This window comes from Citrobacter sp. Cc139 (assembly GCF_030334645.1).
In the GTDB taxonomy this organism is placed as follows: domain Bacteria; phylum Pseudomonadota; class Gammaproteobacteria; order Enterobacterales; family Enterobacteriaceae; genus Citrobacter; species Citrobacter werkmanii.
Genome location: NZ_JAOWDM010000084.1, coordinates 57,287 through 73,678, shown reverse-complemented (window position 1 = coordinate 73,678; position 16,392 = coordinate 57,287). Strand labels below are relative to the sequence as shown.

The window sequence follows — 16,392 nt, the reverse complement described above, 5'->3', positions numbered from 1 at the left end:
GCGCAGCGCCACCCGACAAACCCACTAGCTGAACAGTCCAACCAGCGCCGCGCACAGCACTGCGGCAACCGCAGTTTGTGGCGTATGGCTTTCGACCGCACCGCTCGACAGCAGATTAATCATTGATTCCAGCATGATGACTTCTCCCCGTTAGCCGGGCACGATCATACTTAACTCATCGGAACAGTAAAGCGCAAAATAGCAGCTATTTGCGCTCAATTATCAATCTTTACACAGCGACCGATCGTCACTCCATTCCGAGTTCTTTTAACTTACGCGTCAAGGTATTACGGCCCCAGCCGAGCAAACGCGCTGCTTCCTGTTTATGCCCCTGGGTATGACGCAGCGCGGTGGTCAACAGCGTGCGTTCCATCTCTGGTTGAGCTTCAGAAAGCAAGTTTTGATGACCGGAACGTAATGCCCGGTCTGCCCACTGCGCTAACAGCGTTGCCCAACTGTCCGGCTGCATAGTGGACGGCGCGTCTGGCACGCTGGTTTCAAAAAGCTCGGTCGGCAAGTCCTGAATCAATACTTCCTGTCCGGCAGCCATGACGGTTAACCAGCGGCAGGTGTTTTCAAGCTGGCGTACATTGCCCGGCCAGGCCAGACGCGTAAGCGCTGCCTCGGTTTCGGGATGTAATTGCTTGGCTTCCACCCCCAGCTCGCGGGCCGCTTCCTGCAGGAAATGACGTGCCAGGCGAGGGATGTCTTCCCGACGTTCACGCAGCGGGGGCAAATGAACGCGTATGACGTTCAGGCGGTGGAATAAATCCTCACGGAATTTGCCTTCCTGTACGCGCAGTTCCAGATTCTGATGCGTGGCGGCGATGATGCGTACATCCACTTTCACCGGCGCATAACCGCCCACACGGTAAAACTGTCCATCGGCTAATACGCGCAATAAACGCGTTTGCACGTCCAGCGGCATATCGCCGATTTCGTCGAGGAACAGCGTACCACCGTCAGCCTGCTCAAAACGCCCCTGACGAATGGTATTTGCCCCGGTAAACGCCCCTTTCTCATGACCGAACAGTTCAGACTCGATCAAATCTTTCGGGATAGCCGCCATGTTCAGCGCGATAAACGGCGCTTTGACGCGTGGGCTGTGGCGGTGTAGGGCATGAGCGACCAGCTCTTTACCAGTCCCAGACTCACCATTAATCAATACGCTGATTGAAGAACGCGAAAGCCGGCCAATAATGCGAAAAACATCCTGCATCGCCGGCGCTTCGCCAATGATGTCGGTCGTTGGACCGTGGATTTGTACATTACGCGGCTGCTGCTGTTCCTGATAATGACTGATGGCGCGTTCGACCAGCGCCACAGCTTCGTCAATATCAAAAGGTTTGGGCAGATAATCAAACGCCCCTTGCTGGTAGGCGCTGACGGCGGCATCCAGATCGGAATGCGCCGTCATTATGATGACCGGAAGCATCGGATGACGCTGTTTGATCTGTTTTAACAGGGTCAGACCATCCATACCCGGCATGCGAATGTCTGACAACAGCACGTCCGGTGTTTTGCTGGTCAGTGCATCCAGTACCTCTTTACCGCTTTCAAATGCGGTACAGCTCAGACCAGCTCCTGCGAGCGCACGTTCTAGCACCCAACGGATGGAACTATCGTCATCAACGACCCAGACTATTCCTCGTTGCATAAACGTCACCTTTATTTCCTGATAGGCAGGTAAACCGAGAACTCGGTATGACCCGGCCAACTGGTAAATTCAATTTTGCCGGAATGCTGATCAATTAAATTACGGGCGATGGATAATCCAAGGCCGGTACCGCCCTCGCGACCGCTGACCATTGGGTAGAACAGCGTGTCCTGCAAATGAGGGGGAATACCCGGGCCGTTATCCTCAACATCGATCCGCGCCGCCAGACGGTAACGCACGCCGTGCAGCGTGAGCTGAAACGCAGTGCGGGTACGCAGGACGATCTCGCCGCCTTCCGGCCCTAACGCTTGCAGGGCATTGCGCACGATATTCAGCAGGACCTGTTCTATCTGGTCCGGGTCGTGCAATAACTCAGGCAGGCTCGGATCGTAATCACGAATTAGCGTAACGTTTTCTGGCACTTCCATCGAAACCAGCGCCACCACACGCTCGGCCACTTTGTGAATACTTTCCGTGATATGCATGCCCGGTTGTTGCGGTCCTAACAGACGGTCGACCAGATTACGCAGGCGGTCGGCCTGCTCAATAATAACTTTGGTATATTCGGTCAGCGCCGGGTCCGGGAGCGCTTTACTGAGAAGCTGCGCCGCGCCGCGTAAACCGCCCAACGGGTTTTTAATTTCATGCGCCAGACCGCGTACCAGATCGCGGGCGGCAATTTGCTGGGCATGCTGGAGCTGTTCCTGACTCAGACGGCGCTGGTTATCCATTGGCGCCATCTCCAGCAGGATAAGCCCATCAGGCAGCCTCTGGGCGGTGACAGAGAGGATATGCGAGTGGCTGTCTATCACCAGCGTCACTTCGTTATCCGTAAAGCCCTGACCAGCTTCCAGGCTCTCACGCATCAGTCCGATGTTTAACGAAAAATAACTCAACAGATCGGGCAGCGGTGTACCAAACAGTTTGCGGGAGCTTTGGGCGAGCAGTTGTTGCGCCGCCGGGTTGGCGTAATGTATCGACAGCTCATCGTCGACGAGTAAGATGCTATTGATTAAAGAATTGAGGATCTGCCCAGCATCGGGCAGCGTGCCGGTTGCCATTCAGCAGTCTCCTGAAAAGTGTTGCACCATTTTAGTGCATTATAGCTTTTTATGGATAAAAAGCGCGAGAAAGCAGGTTGTTAGTGGAGAAAAAAGCCCATCCTGGGATGGGCTACAGATTGCTGACAAACCGTGATGCCGGATGGCGGCTTCGCCTTATCCGGCCTACAAGGTGGTTGCCCGGTAGGTCCGATAAGGTTGCGCCATCGGGCATCGTAATGTTTGCCATCAACCTCAAACCTGTCAGAAACAGGCTAAAGTTTCCACGGCAACTCAAACGATTAAACGCTGTAGTACAGCTCAAACTCTACCGGGTGCGGCGTCATGCGCACACGGTCATCTTCTTCACGACGCAGCGCAATGTACGCATCGATCGCTTCATTGGTGAACACGCCGCCTGCAGTCAGGAACTCGCGGTCCAGATCCAGTTCTTTCAGTGCTTCTTCCAGAGAACCTGCAACCTGTGGGATCTCCTTCGCTTCTTCAGGCGGCAGGTCGTACAGGTTTTTGTCCATCGCTTCACCCGGGTGGATCTTGTTCTTAATACCGTCAAGACCCGCCATCAGCAGCGCGGCGAAGCACAGGTACGGGTTAGCAGCCGGGTCCGGGAAGCGCACTTCGATACGACGCGCTTTCGGAGAAGCCACTACCGGAATACGGATAGAAGCAGAACGGTTACGGGCAGAGTAAGCCAGCATTACCGGCGCTTCGTAACCCGGGACCAGACGCTTGTAGGAGTTGGTGGTCGGGTTCGCCAGGGCGTTGATCGCTTTAGCGTGTTTGATAACGCCGCCGATGTAGTACAGCGCCTGCTCAGACAGACCCGCATATTTGTCACCGGAGAACAGGTTTACGCCGTTCTTGGACAGGGACATGTGGCAGTGCATGCCGGAACCGTTATCGCCAAACATTGGTTTTGGCATAAAGGTCGCGGTTTTACCGAAACGGTGAGCGACGTTGTGAACCACATATTTGTAGATCTGAATTTCGTCCGCTTTTTTGGTCATGGTGTTGAAGCGGGTCGCGATTTCGTTCTGACCAGCAGTCGCTACTTCGTGGTGATGCGCTTCAACGACCAGGCCCATTTCTTCCATGATCAGACACATGGTAGAACGGATGTCCTGAGAAGAATCTACCGGAGGAACCGGGAAGTAACCGCCTTTCACGCCCGGACGGTGACCTTTGTTACCACCTTCGTATTTGGTGGAGGAGTTCCATGCGCCCTCGATATCATCGATAGCCACGTGGGAACCGGAAATGGACGCGCCGAAACGGATGTCGTCAAACAGGAAGAACTCTGGCTCTGGTCCGAACAGAACGGTGTCTGCGATGCCGGTAGAACGCAGGTACTCTTCAGCGCGTTTAGCGATGGAACGCGGGTCGCGGTCGTAGCCCTGCAGCGTACCGGGTTCCAGGATATCACAACGGATGATCAGGGTGGACTCTTCATAGAACGGGTCAATGAGTGCAGTAGACGCATCTGGCATCAGAACCATGTCTGATTCGTTAATGCCTTTCCAGCCACCGATTGAGGAGCCGTCAAACATTTTGCCTTCTTCAAAGAATTCGGCATTTACCTGATGAGCAGGAATAGTGACGTGCTGTTCTTTACCTTTAGTATCAGTGAAGCGCAAATCAACAAACTTCACTTCGTGTTCGTTCAGCATCGTCAAAACGTGTTCAGCGGACATACTTACTCTCCCGGATTGGTCATGGTCGTCGTGGTAACGAAGTCTTCAATTCTGCAAAAAATTGGCCGTGTCGCCGTAAAAAAGATAAAGCGAAATCTGTGCCAACTTTTAAATTGCCCCTAAAAGGCGTTATCATGCGCACTATCGTGCAAAGGGGCTGCACCATGAAGGATGTATTGCACCATTATAGTGCTTTAATGTGAACATTAAGCACCATATTGGTGCAACGCACTCCAGATTACCCCTTTTAACGCTCCGTGAATGTGATCACAAAGAAACTCTGCAATACTTGTTTGCGGAGGATGTTTGTGATCCTGTTTTGTACTGCGATTAATCCGTGTACAATAACGCGCTATTTCTAAAATGCCTGAGGCAAAGTTGTGATCGAAAATTTGCGTAACATCGCCATCATCGCGCACGTAGACCATGGTAAAACGACCCTGGTAGACAAGCTGCTCCAACAATCCGGTACGTTCGATGCACGTGCTGAAACCCAAGAGCGCGTGATGGACTCCAACGATTTGGAGAAAGAGCGTGGGATTACCATCCTCGCTAAAAACACCGCTATCAAATGGAATGACTACCGTATCAACATCGTTGACACCCCGGGGCACGCCGACTTCGGTGGTGAAGTTGAACGTGTAATGTCCATGGTCGACTCCGTGCTGCTGGTGGTGGATGCAATGGATGGTCCGATGCCGCAGACGCGCTTCGTGACCAAAAAAGCCTTTGCCCATGGCCTGAAGCCAATTGTTGTTATCAACAAAGTTGACCGTCCTGGCGCGCGCCCTGACTGGGTTGTTGATCAGGTATTCGACCTGTTCGTTAACCTCGACGCTACCGACGAACAGCTGGACTTCCCGATCGTTTACGCTTCCGCGCTGAACGGTATCGCAGGTCTGGATCACGAAGATATGGCGGAAGACATGACTCCGCTGTATCAGACCATCGTTGATCGCGTACCGGCTCCGAACGTAGACCTTGACGGCCCGCTGCAGATGCAGATCTCTCAGCTGGACTACAACAACTACGTTGGCGTTATCGGTATCGGCCGCATCAAACGCGGTAAAGTTAAACCGAACCAGCAGATCACTATCATTGATAGCGAAGGCAAAACCCGCAACGGTAAAGTCGGTAAAGTTCTGACCCACCTGGGTCTGGAACGTATCGAGAGTGATATTGCCGAAGCAGGCGATATCATCGCGATCACCGGTCTGGGCGAACTGAACATCTCCGACACCATCTGCGACCCGCAGAATGTCGAAGCGCTGCCGGCTCTGTCCGTTGATGAACCGACCGTAACCATGTTCTTCTGCGTAAACACCTCTCCGTTCTGTGGTAAAGAAGGTAAATATGTTACCTCTCGTCAGATCCTTGACCGCCTGAACAAAGAGCTAGTGCACAACGTTGCGCTGCGCGTTGAAGAAACCGAAGATGCGGATGCGTTCCGTGTGTCCGGTCGTGGTGAGCTGCACCTGTCTGTTCTGATCGAAAACATGCGTCGTGAAGGTTTCGAAATGGCGGTTTCCCGTCCGAAAGTTATCTTCCGCGAAATCGATGGCCGTAAACAAGAGCCGTTCGAAAACGTAACGCTGGACGTTGAAGAGCAGCATCAGGGTTCTGTGATGCAGGCTCTGGGTGAGCGTAAAGGCGATCTGAAAAACATGAATCCAGATGGCAAAGGCCGCGTACGTCTTGACTACGTGATCCCAAGCCGTGGTCTGATCGGCTTCCGTTCAGAATTCATGACCATGACCTCCGGTACCGGTCTGCTGTATTCCACCTTCAGCCACTACGACGACGTTCGTGCGGGTGATGTGGGTCAGCGTCAGAACGGCGTACTGATCTCCAACGGCCAGGGTAAAGCAGTTGCGTTCGCACTGTTCAGCCTGCAGGACCGCGGTAAGCTGTTCCTGGGTCACGGTGCTGAAGTTTACGAAGGCCAGATCATCGGTATTCACAGCCGCTCTAACGACCTGACCGTAAACTGCCTGACCGGTAAGAAACTGACCAACATGCGTGCGTCCGGTACTGACGAAGCAACGGTTCTGGTTCCGCCGGTTAAGATGACTCTGGAGCAGGCTCTGGAATTCATCGATGACGACGAACTGGTAGAAGTGACTCCAACCTCTATCCGTATCCGTAAGCGTCACCTGACTGAAAACGATCGTCGCCGTGCAATGCGTGGCGCGAAAGAAGAGTAATTAACGCTCTTTCTCAGGTAAGCATAAAAAAGCCGCTGGTTATCAGCGGCTTTTTTTTATCTTGGGAGCATCAGAAGAAATACTTTGCCCCAATACGAATCTGATTTTGCTCGCGATGATAAGGTTCCACATTGCGATCTAACCAGCGTAACTCCAGATAGGGTAGCCAGTGTTCATTGATACGATACTTAAAGGTATTTGTAATTTCCCAGTGATGATCTTTTCCGTTACTGCTGTTGAAGTCATTGACTCGTATAAAATAGTGCGGCTCAAAGGTATAGGAAAACTTATCAGTGATAGTAAAATTCCAGTAGTTACCTATTTCATAGGTATCGTTATTATCCTGATCACCGTTTAGATCGGTTGAACTGTAGTTATTATGGTTATAACGATTACGCACGGTAAGATTAAACCACGGGGTAAATTTATAGTTAACATCCAGGTAGGCAGCGCCACCGGAACCCGTACTCTTATCGTTGATCAACCCACCGGGCTGGATAGTTAATTTATCCGTCGGTTTAAATAAAGGATACCAACCTTCTATTTCGTTATAGCCGTGTTTTAACTCATCTTTGCGTTGCATGGTGTAGGTGTTGGTGAGCATGATACCTGCGCCCATATCGGAGTTATAGCCAACGCGCATCATCACTTCTATCTGATCGGATGCCAGATTATATGCCTCGCGGTTCTCGACATAGGCGCCTGCAAAAACAGAAGTAGACATAACAGAGGATAAGAGAATTAGTGTTGTTAACTTTTTCATAATAAATCCATTTTTTAAGCGTAGGGAGGCCGCCATCCATTAAGATGGAATAAGCGGCAATTATTTTTATACGTTTACAGCAGAGGTATTATTTTTAGTGGTGACAAGATCCGCTTGAGTGTTGTTTTTCTTCCGTTGGCTGATTTCCTCAATAATAAAAGCAAAACGCGTTTCATTGAGTTTATAAAATAAACCCATCGTGAATGCAGCGATAATAGCCAGCCCGCAAGGCCACAGAAAAATAAGCTGACGCAGGCCAAGCAGGGTGGCATCGCTCTGGGTTATGTTGGGAATATAACCGATTTGCGTCAGCATGATGCCTGGCAGGAAGCCCGCGAGCGCAGCGGAAATTTTGCGAGAAAAGGTATAACCCGTATACACCGAACCTTCCGCGCGGATCCCCGTTTTCCATTCGCCATAATCGACCGTATCCGGAACCAACGCCCAGTTCAGGCTGTTGACGAATGCTGTCCCGAAGAAGGCCATACAGGAGAATGTTACGAACAAAAATGACGTACTGCCCCAGAAAAAGTTCAGAACATCACCGACAGCCCATAATGCCAAACCGCCGAGATAAACCTGCTTTTTACCGAAGCGTTTCACGGTCGCGGGAACCAGCAGCACGCCGACCAGAATGCATCCCATGCTGAAAAAACCCATCCACGACAGCAGATGAATATCATTGAGCACGTACTGGGTGTAATACACCTGGATTGCCAGTTTGATGTTGAATGCGGCCAGTGTACACAGGTTGGCGACACACAGCACCAGCAGCGGGGGATTACGGAAAATGGCACAGAATGATTTGAGAATGCTGGGCTTATGGTGATCCGGCACGATTTCGATATAACGTTCTTTCACACCGCTAAAGCACCACCACATGCTGAACAGCCCGCAGACTGAAAAGATCAATGCGGCAATCAGATAACCCAATGAGGGGGAACTGACAAACAGCGCCTGAATCGGCATAAAGCCAACGGTACACAATAGCAGACCCATGGTTGCGCCGCCCTGACGCCAGGCGGCGAGCTGAGCGCGTTCATGTGGGTTTTTCGTGATAGCTGGCACCATCGCGCCGTAGGAGCAGTTCATCAGGCTATAGAACAGACCAAACAGCATAAACAGCACCGTCGCCAGCCCGGTTTTCACCGTGAGCGTAAAATCTGTCGCTAAAAACTGCGCGCTGGCAACGATTGCGACAGGGAATGACGCATATAAAATAAAGGGTCTGAATTTTCCTTTTGTGCCAATATTTCGCCTTGAATCCAGCAATACACCGGTCAGCATATCGGTAAAGGCGGTGAAGAACTTCGCCACCAGAAAGATAATCCCACCGTAATATGCAGGCATCCCTAGTTCATCGGTATAAAATTTAAGCAGATACAGCGTGCCGATACACAGCATCAAATTTGAGCCGAAGTCACCCACTCCGTAGGCGAATTTTTCACGCAGGCTCAGTTTTAGCGTTAGCGGATCATGAAAAGACATAATCGCTCCTCAATAGCGCCCCGTAGAGCGCTATTCATTATTATCAAACGGGTTGTTTACGTGCTTCTATCTCTTCAACGATGCGGACATACATCTTTTCGTTGAGATTGTAGAAACAGCCCATTGCCACGATGGTGATAACTGCCAGGGCACACGGATAAATAAAGATAAGCTGCCGCAAACCTTCGACCGTGCTCGCAGATTGCATCACGTTGGGGACGTAGCCGATTTGCGTCAGCATCCAGCCAGGGAAGAAGCCTGCCAGCGCCTGTGAAACTTTACGGAAGAAGGTGAAGCCAGTGTATACCGTGCCTTCAGAGCGTACGCCGGTACGCCATTCGCCATATTCCACCGTATCGGAGACCAGCGCCCAGTTCAGACTATTAACGAAGGCTGAGCCGAAGAACGCCAGACAAGAGAAGGCGACAAAGCTGACTGAGCCACCGCCAAGGAAGTAGTTAAGCAGATCGCCCGCGACCCAAATCAGCAATCCGCCAATATAAACCTTCTTCTTACCAAAACGTCTGACCATCCCAGGCATCAGGAAGACGCCAATGAAGATACAGCCCATGCTGAAAAAACCCATCCAGGAAAGGAGGATCGGATCGTTCAGTACGTACTGGGTGTAATAGACCTGAATCGCCAGCTTGACGTTGAATGCGCCCAGCGTGCAAAGGTTGGCAATGCACAGAATAAATAGCGGGCGGTTACCGGCGATGGCGCGGAAGGATTGCAGCAATCCCGGTTTTTGCGCGGCATCCACGGGTTTCACTTCCACGTAGCGTTCTTTTACACCGGCATAGCACAACCACATGAATAACAGGCCAAACAGCGAAAACAACGTGGCTGCGAAAATATAAGCCAGCTGTGAATTGCCTTCGATCAGGTTCATTACCGGTACAAAGCCGACGGTGCACAGCAGCAGCCCGAGAGTTGCGCCTCCTTGTCGCCAGGCGGCCAGCGACGCGCGTTCGTCCGGGTTTTTCGTGATTGCAGGCACCATCGCGCCGTAAGAGCAGTTCATCATGCTGAAGAACAGCCCGTACAGCATAAACAGCACCGTTGCCATGACCGTTTTACCGGTGACTTCAAACGGTGTACCGACAAAGTTGGCAATCGCCAGCAAGGTAACCGGAAATGCGGCATAAAGGACGAATGGACGGAATTTTCCTTTCGGGCCGATTTTGCGGCGCGAATCGAGCATAATCCCGGTGCCCATATCGGTAAACGCGGTAAAAAACTTGGCGATAAGGAAAATGATACCGCCATAAGTTCCCGGTAAACCAAGGACATCAGTATAAAACTTGAGTAAATAGAGCGTACCAATGTCCAGCAGGATATTGGAGCCTAAATCACCCATCCCATAGGCGAGTTTTTCTTTGAACGGCAAGCGTAGGGTTGCCGGATTAGAGGAAGTCTGACTCATTATTATTCTCCATGTGCCCGCGAGTTGCCCCGCGGGCGAGCCGTGTTAGATGTTGCGTAAAGTGGCAAACAGTGATGCCCATTCACTCTTCGCGCGATAAAACACCGGAGGCTGGCCAATAGGCGCATCCACGGTAATTTCACCCCCCTGGTAAGTTTCCCCGGTCCAGACGTTGATCCAGCTATCCTCTGGCAGATACAGCGTCCAGTCGCTGCGTCCCTGTTCGTGAACTGGCGCTACCAGCAAATCTTGTCCCAGCAGGTACTGATACTTCAGGGTGTAAGTACGCGCATCGTCTTCGTAATGCAGGAACAGCGGGCGCATCACCGGCAGACCGGTGGCGCTGTTTTGCGCGACGGCCTGTTTGAGATACGGCTTCAGGGTGGTGAAGACGGTGGTCATGCGGGCAAAGTGGGCAATGGTTTCTACATCGCCATCAAACTGCCAGTTATCGCCCGGGCGGTTACCTTCATGGGTGCGCATCATCGGGGTGAAGGCGCTGAAATCACACCAGCGTAGCAACAGCTCTTTGCTGCGTTTCATGTCAAACAACGTGGTGTAACCACCGATATCGCTGTGGTGCAGACCGTGGCCGGTCATCGCCAGCGACAGCGCGGCAGGAACGACCGAGGCCAGACCATCGTCGAGGCTCCAGTCAACGTTCTGATCGCCCGCCCACATCATGGTGGAGTATTTCTGGCTGCCGGTGTAGCCCGCACGCATAAAGAACAGGATCTCGCCGAGCTTGCCGGTCTCCTGTAGCGCTTCGTAGTTACATTTCGCCCACAGTGCGGGCCACGCGTTATGCATAATTTCGGCGCTGACGCCGTTGTGCAGGTAAGTGTCGGTTGGCAGGTATTCGCCAAAGTCGGCCATCCAGCCGCCGCAGCCCAGCGCGATCATGTTCTTTTTGATCACTTCTTTGAACCAGCCGTAAGCTTCGGGGTTGGTCAGATCGACTACGCCGCCATAAAACTCGCCGAACTCAACCAGATAGTCATCGCCAGAAGCATCTTTCGCCAGATAACCGTGTTTGGCTGCTTCAGCGCAGAGATCTTTGTCGCTGGCGACGTACGGGTTGATATAGGAGAGGAACTGCACGCCTTCTTCTTTCCACTGCTTAATACGACTGTCCAGTTGCGGGTAGTTGTCGCTGTTCCATTTCCAGTTCCACATCACGCGTTTACCAAAGGAGGTCATGCGGATCCCGGACCAGTCCTGTGCCCAGATGCCGTTAACTTTCACGCCAGCGTTACGCATGGTGTCCAGTTTGTTCTGGCAAATCTCAGTCCCGCCCTGAATGCCCAGCGTGACGCCGTCGTAAATCCAGTCCGGCAGCTCCGGCTGGCGGCCTAACAGTGCGGTTAATTTCTCCAGCAGGGAGATGTACGTGTCAGCGCACTCAAAGCGCAGGCTGGTTTTATCCTCCCACAACGCCAGTTCGTGATACTCCGGCGCGCTGAAGTCGAAATTCATATAGCAGCTGTTATCAACGTGGCAATAATACTTCTGCGTACTGACAAAGGTGGGTTGTGGGAAGAAGGTCCAGTAGTAGTCACCGCCAGCATTTTCTTTGCAGTCGGCCTGCCAGGTGACATAGCTTTTTTTGTTGCGGCCCACGCCCTGTTCGCTGGTCCACAGTGGGAATGGCTTACCGCGCAAATCGAAATAAGAGAACTGTTCGCCGCAGCCGTAAATATGGTCGTCTGGGTTAGCGGCCAGACGCAGCCAGATACGGTTATGGCTGCGTTCCTCGTTATGAAGGTCGAGCTTCAAACGACCCTGTTCATCGGTAGAGATGTGCAGCGTGGCGTTGATAGTATTACCGCGGCTGAAATCTACCCGCCAGCCTTCAGGAGACTCGCTTACCGTGGCGTCGGTCAGGGCAATCTTCTCATTGAGCTTGTCTTTAATGCTGAAGTTACCGCGGAACATATCAATGTCGGCAACGCCAGCGCCAATCCACAGGCAAGGGGTCTCTGCGCTGTGACGTAAGATCGGGCGCTGGTGGTACGTCAGTGTAAATCCATTTTGTAACGTCGTCAGTTCTAATGCGGTGGACCGTTGTTGTAGCGAATTCATTTTCGTCTCCGTAAAAATAGGGTATTTCGGTAATTTGTCGGAAATCTGTTATTCACTGCCGATTAAAAAATGCATTTGATGCGTTTCTCCGGGCGCGAGATGAATCAGGCTAATCCCGGAGTTAAAGGCGTCGGGCGGGCAGGTCATCGGTTCTACCGCCAGGCCGCGGCGTGCTAATTTTTCGCCGGTATACACCTGCAGCCAGGGCTGGTGGCTGCGCAGGTATGTGGATATCTTTTGTGTTGGGCAGGTCAGTCTGACTTCCCACTCAGCCTCAGGCTGCAAGCTCCTGAATGTATGATCGAGAGTGGTTTGCGCGATTAAGCGCGGCGTTGTGAAATTGCGTTCATCACACATTTCTGCACTCATCGGGAGCGTTAATTCGCAGCTATCGATGGGTTGCAAATTGCAGGTCAGGTAGGGATGTGCTCCCGCGCCATACGGTGCAGTTTCATCGCCCACATTCTGGGTACGAATTAAGACGTGCAGTCCGCGGGGAGCATCCAGCCGGTAAATCACCTCTGAATACAGCGCGAAGGGATAACCATAAGAAGGCGGTAGAAAAATCGTCAGCGACACTTCCGTGTTCGACAGTTGGTTAATCTGCCAGTCGCGCCAGGCCAGTAATCCATGAATGGCGGTATGCGAAACAGGGTCGTTAACGGCAAGCTGATAGGTCTTGCCGTTATGTTGATAGCAGCCGTCTGCAACGCGGTTTGGCCAGGGAATTAACACTTTTCCCAAATGCGCCAGCGGCATCTCTTCCGGCTTATGTGGAATAACGACGTGACGCCCACGGTGCGTCAATTCTGCTAACCCAGCGCCAACCGTGACGATTTTCGCCTGGTAATGGCCAGCCTGAAGATGAAGGGTTTTTCCACCGCTATGCATGACTGCTCACCTCGTGACTTATTTGGCGTTGATATCCAGCAGACCGGCTGCCACCGCCGGAGCAAGACCCGGAGCCAGCGGCAAACGTGGGATCACGAGGCAGTGCAGCAGATGGTAAATATCCTGCTTACCGTCCCAGACTTTGGTAGTTACCTTGTTATCGGTATCCAGCTCCTGCCACCATGAACCGGTCTCGTAGTCCATCAGATACGTGATGCAGTAATCCCACCACTTCTGATACCAGGCTTCGTACTGGCTGTCGCCAGTGAGGGTGTAGAGGGCGTAAGCGGTGCCCATGGCCTCGACTATCGGCCAACGCACTCTTTCACGCACGATGGGTTTTCCGTCCCAGTCCACCGAGTAGACAAAGCCGTCTGCGCCGTCCGGCGCCCAGGCATCGCGGATAGTGGCGTGGAACAGACCCTTAGCATCTTCCAGCAACCAGGTGGGAGGCGTTTCAAAGCGGGCCTCCAGCGCGGCATGCAGATGCAACATCAGGCGGCCCCATTCGATCCAGTGGCCCGGCGTGCCGCCGTAGGCGCGGAAACGATGCGCTGGATTATCTTTGTTGTAATCGCGGATTGGGTTCCACTGTGAATCGAAGTGTTCGTTGACGCGATACTCCCCGCTGCGAGCCACGTCGTGAATAATTACCGATGCGATACGTAGCGCGCGATCAAGCCATTTGCGGTCATGGGTAACGTCATAAACGATCAGGAAGGCTTCAACCGCGTGCATGTTGGCGTTGCCGCCGCGGTAATCTTCCGTCTGGCTGAAGGCTTCGTCCCAGGACTCCAGACACATCTGCTCATCTTCGCTCCAGAAGTACTTCTCAATCACTTCGATAGCGTCATCCAGCAATTGTCTGGCCTGTGGATGCCCGGTAGTGACCGCGCTGGCTGCACCAAGCAAGACGAAGAAATGCTGATAGCCCTGTTTGGAGGCATCCATCACGCCTTCGTCATTTACGCAGGCGTACCAGCCTCCGTAACGTGTGTCGCGTAGCGCGCCATTCAGCGCTTTAATTCCGTGATCGACTAGCTGATATGCGCCGGGGCGACCCATGGATGCGGCAACGGAGTAAACGTGCAGCATGCGGGCGGTGATCCACAGATGTGTTCCCATATCCGCTCTGACCTGACCACTATTTCCCAGCCAACCAAAACCGGTAGGAACAGCAGCATTTTTACCAAAGTTAAAGATGCGGTCAGTTTCCTGCTCCAGCCAGCGATTGTGGCTTAAGGTGTTAAACCATTTCATGTTTTGATCCTCGATTAACGGCGGGCCATCATTTCGTCGACGATATCGCCCAGACGCTGCAACTTAGGTGCGGAAACGTCGCGCAGCATCAGTTCGGTGTCCGGCAGGCCAATAACTGATGACCAGACAGCACGCCCGGCCAGGAAGCCGGATGCGCCAGCGGTCATCGCCACACTGACCGCGCGTGGGAACAGTTTTTCATCCACACCAGAGGAGAGGATGACCCACGGCATGTTGATGTTTTCATGCAGACGCTGAGAGGCGCTGAGCAATTCCTGTTGGGTCCCTTTGCCGTACAGCGGCATCTCGACCTTGTAGAGATCGGCACCGCTATCGCCCAGCTCTTTCGCGGCATCGATAATGGCCTGTTCGCGATCGAACTTATCGCCACGACGCGGTGGACGAACAACCGGCTCAATGATGCTCAGCAGACCATTGGAATGGCATAGCTCATTGAATTCTTTGACCATATCCAGACGCTGCTGGGCATCTTCATCACTACGCCACAGCACCAGCAGTTTGAGAGCCTTGGCGCCATCTTGCTTCACGGCCTGTGGATTAATTTTTTTATCAATCACCACGCTATCGACCGGAATGCCATTACCCGGAATAAAGTCATCAGCGGCAACAATCATGGCGCAGCTTTTGGCAACCGCGTTTTGCTCTACGACCTGGCGGTAGCAGAACTGCTGATCGACCAGAATGGCGGATGCATAGGGAGAAAGGATCTTCGCCGCATTGACTTTGAAATCGGTCAGCACGCTGTCATTGATCGGGGATTTTGCACCCGCTGCGGCAAACATTAAGCGCATGGCTTCGCGCTGATCGACCGCCAGCATGGCAAAACCGCCGGAAGCGCGGGTGATATCTTTCAGGGTGTACTTCGTCATTGTTCAGTCCTTACTTATCTGTGTGTTTATTTAGCCCGGCGGATGCGCGAACCTGTTCAAGAATTGCGGTCCAGTCTTCCCGGCCACGGCCAGCGGCGCGTGCCTGGTTATAGACTTCGCGGGAGGCGGCGCCGAGCGGCATCGGCACATGCAGAAGGTTTGCGACATCCAGCGCGATGCCAAGATCTTTGTGAGCTAAATCGATCATGAAGGCGGGAGAAAGATCGCCTTTGAGCACTTTGTTCGGCCAGGAGGTAGTGAAATGGCCTTTTCCGGCAGGGGTGCCGCTCATTACCTTCAGAGCCACATCGAAGGAGAGACCGAGCGCTTCGCACAACACGGCTGCTTCGGCTGAGAGGGCGTTCAGCGCGATACTCATGTAATTGTTGATGAGCTTCACGCGGATCCCCATGCCGGGCCCCCCTGCGGTGATCAGCTCATTCCCCATCGCCATCAGCACCGGTGTGGCGCGTTCCACCTGTTCTGGCGTTCCGCCCGCCAGCAGCAGCAGCGTTCCCGCGATGGCGTGATCGGAGGTGCGTCCAACCGGGCAATCCATCATGTCAAAGCCTTTGGCATGCATATCGGTAATCAGTTTGTCGGTTTGCAGCGGGTGAATGGTGGACATATCAATCACCAACGCCTGCGGGGAGAGGCTTTCGCAGATGCCCTGTTCGCCGAACAGTACGCTGCGCACCAGATCGCCGTTGGGGAGCATAGTGATGACAAATTCCGCCCCTTTTGCTGCCTGAGCCGGGCTGCTGGCAGGCTGTGCACCTTTTTCCACCAGGCGCTGAACGGCATCCGGGTTAACGTCAAAGACGCTGAGTTGATGGCCCAGCTTCAGCAAGTTGCTCGCCATGGGGGAACCCATCTGACCTAATCCGATAAATGCTATAACTGCCATAACGTTCTCCTGAGACGTGGATGTCATTTTTTGTCATTTAAGGTCGTTTGTTTTTGTCTGTTTTTGATCGTA

The 16,392-nt window shown here is 52.9% G+C and carries 13 protein-coding genes; 1 reads left to right on the top strand and 12 read right to left on the bottom strand.

Translation table 11 applies throughout. The annotated features are described in order from the left end of the window. Positions 1-24: 24 nt before the first annotated feature. The 4 genes from OGV69_RS15410 to glnA form a co-directional block, all read right to left on the bottom strand. A complete protein-coding gene (locus OGV69_RS15410; protein ID WP_003028631.1) occupies positions 25-135 on the bottom strand; it encodes a YshB family small membrane protein in 111 nt (36 codons plus the stop codon). Between the two features lie 112 nt (positions 136-247). Next, positions 248-1,657, bottom strand: a complete 1,410-nt coding sequence (gene glnG / locus OGV69_RS15405) for a nitrogen regulation protein NR(I) (protein WP_069324906.1) — start codon at positions 1,655-1,657, stop codon at positions 248-250. Positions 1,658-1,668: 11 nt separating this feature from the next. Further along, positions 1,669-2,718 carry a nitrogen regulation protein NR(II) gene (gene glnL / locus OGV69_RS15400; RefSeq protein WP_038635845.1) on the bottom strand — a complete coding sequence of 350 codons (1,050 nt, stop codon included), beginning with the start codon at positions 2,716-2,718 and terminating at the stop codon, positions 1,669-1,671. A 281-nt stretch (positions 2,719-2,999) separates the two neighbouring features. Beyond that, a complete protein-coding gene (glnA, locus tag OGV69_RS15395; protein WP_038635848.1) occupies positions 3,000-4,409 on the bottom strand; it encodes a glutamate--ammonia ligase in 1,410 nt (469 codons plus the stop codon). Positions 4,410-4,789: 380 nt separating this feature from the next. Between glnA and typA the strand changes: the two genes are divergently transcribed. Next, on the top strand, positions 4,790-6,613 hold the full coding sequence (gene typA, locus OGV69_RS15390) for a ribosome-dependent GTPase TypA (RefSeq protein WP_003028641.1): 1,824 nt from the start codon (positions 4,790-4,792) through the stop codon (positions 6,611-6,613). Between the two features lie 70 nt (positions 6,614-6,683). Here the strand turns inward: typA and ompL are convergent, their stop codons facing one another. The 8 genes from ompL to yihU all read right to left on the bottom strand — a co-directional run bounded on the left by ompL (position 6,684) and on the right by yihU (position 16,320). Beyond that, complete coding sequence (ompL, locus tag OGV69_RS15385; protein ID WP_038635850.1) at positions 6,684-7,376, bottom strand: porin OmpL; 693 nt, start codon at positions 7,374-7,376, stop codon at positions 6,684-6,686. A 66-nt stretch (positions 7,377-7,442) separates the two neighbouring features. Beyond that, on the bottom strand, positions 7,443-8,864 hold the full coding sequence (locus OGV69_RS15380) for an MFS transporter (RefSeq protein WP_069324897.1): 1,422 nt from the start codon (positions 8,862-8,864) through the stop codon (positions 7,443-7,445). A gap of 43 nt (positions 8,865-8,907) precedes the next feature. Then, on the bottom strand, positions 8,908-10,290 hold the full coding sequence (locus OGV69_RS15375) for an MFS transporter (protein ID WP_069324896.1): 1,383 nt from the start codon (positions 10,288-10,290) through the stop codon (positions 8,908-8,910). A 45-nt stretch (positions 10,291-10,335) separates the two neighbouring features. Further along, on the bottom strand, positions 10,336-12,372 hold the full coding sequence (locus OGV69_RS15370) for an alpha-glucosidase (RefSeq protein ID WP_069324895.1): 2,037 nt from the start codon (positions 12,370-12,372) through the stop codon (positions 10,336-10,338). Between the two features lie 48 nt (positions 12,373-12,420). Next, on the bottom strand, positions 12,421-13,263 hold the full coding sequence (locus OGV69_RS15365) for an aldose-1-epimerase (RefSeq protein WP_069324894.1): 843 nt from the start codon (positions 13,261-13,263) through the stop codon (positions 12,421-12,423). Between the two features lie 18 nt (positions 13,264-13,281). Further along, positions 13,282-14,523, bottom strand: a complete 1,242-nt coding sequence (gene yihS, locus OGV69_RS15360) for a sulfoquinovose isomerase (protein WP_069324893.1) — start codon at positions 14,521-14,523, stop codon at positions 13,282-13,284. 14 nt (positions 14,524-14,537) lie between these two features. After that, positions 14,538-15,413 carry a sulfofructosephosphate aldolase gene (yihT, locus tag OGV69_RS15355; protein WP_038635868.1) on the bottom strand — a complete coding sequence of 292 codons (876 nt, stop codon included), beginning with the start codon at positions 15,411-15,413 and terminating at the stop codon, positions 14,538-14,540. Positions 15,414-15,423: 10 nt separating this feature from the next. Beyond that, on the bottom strand, positions 15,424-16,320 hold the full coding sequence (yihU, locus tag OGV69_RS15350) for a sulfolactaldehyde 3-reductase (RefSeq protein ID WP_069324892.1): 897 nt from the start codon (positions 16,318-16,320) through the stop codon (positions 15,424-15,426). Between the last annotated feature and the right edge of the window lie 72 nt (positions 16,321-16,392).

What these genes read in the sequence shown, in the direction of transcription:
- OGV69_RS15410 (WP_003028631.1), bottom strand. Translation starts at nt 135, where the DNA reads ATGCTGGAATCAATGATTAATCTGCTGTCGAGCGGTGCGGTCGAAAGC.
- ompL (WP_038635850.1), bottom strand. Translation starts at nt 7,376, where the DNA reads ATGAAAAAGTTAACAACACTAATTCTCTTATCCTCTGTTATGTCTACT.
- yihU (WP_069324892.1), bottom strand. Translation starts at nt 16,320, where the DNA reads ATGGCAGTTATAGCATTTATCGGATTAGGTCAGATGGGTTCCCCCATG.
- OGV69_RS15370 (WP_069324895.1), bottom strand. Translation starts at nt 12,372, where the DNA reads ATGAATTCGCTACAACAACGGTCCACCGCATTAGAACTGACGACGTTA.
- OGV69_RS15380 (WP_069324897.1), bottom strand. Translation starts at nt 8,864, where the DNA reads ATGTCTTTTCATGATCCGCTAACGCTAAAACTGAGCCTGCGTGAAAAA.
- yihT (WP_038635868.1), bottom strand. Translation starts at nt 15,413, where the DNA reads ATGACGAAGTACACCCTGAAAGATATCACCCGCGCTTCCGGCGGTTTT.
- glnL (WP_038635845.1), bottom strand. Translation starts at nt 2,718, where the DNA reads ATGGCAACCGGCACGCTGCCCGATGCTGGGCAGATCCTCAATTCTTTA.
- OGV69_RS15375 (WP_069324896.1), bottom strand. Translation starts at nt 10,290, where the DNA reads ATGAGTCAGACTTCCTCTAATCCGGCAACCCTACGCTTGCCGTTCAAA.
- OGV69_RS15365 (WP_069324894.1), bottom strand. Translation starts at nt 13,263, where the DNA reads ATGCATAGCGGTGGAAAAACCCTTCATCTTCAGGCTGGCCATTACCAG.
- glnG (WP_069324906.1), bottom strand. Translation starts at nt 1,657, where the DNA reads ATGCAACGAGGAATAGTCTGGGTCGTTGATGACGATAGTTCCATCCGT.
- glnA (WP_038635848.1), bottom strand. Translation starts at nt 4,409, where the DNA reads ATGTCCGCTGAACACGTTTTGACGATGCTGAACGAACACGAAGTGAAG.
- yihS (WP_069324893.1), bottom strand. Translation starts at nt 14,523, where the DNA reads ATGAAATGGTTTAACACCTTAAGCCACAATCGCTGGCTGGAGCAGGAA.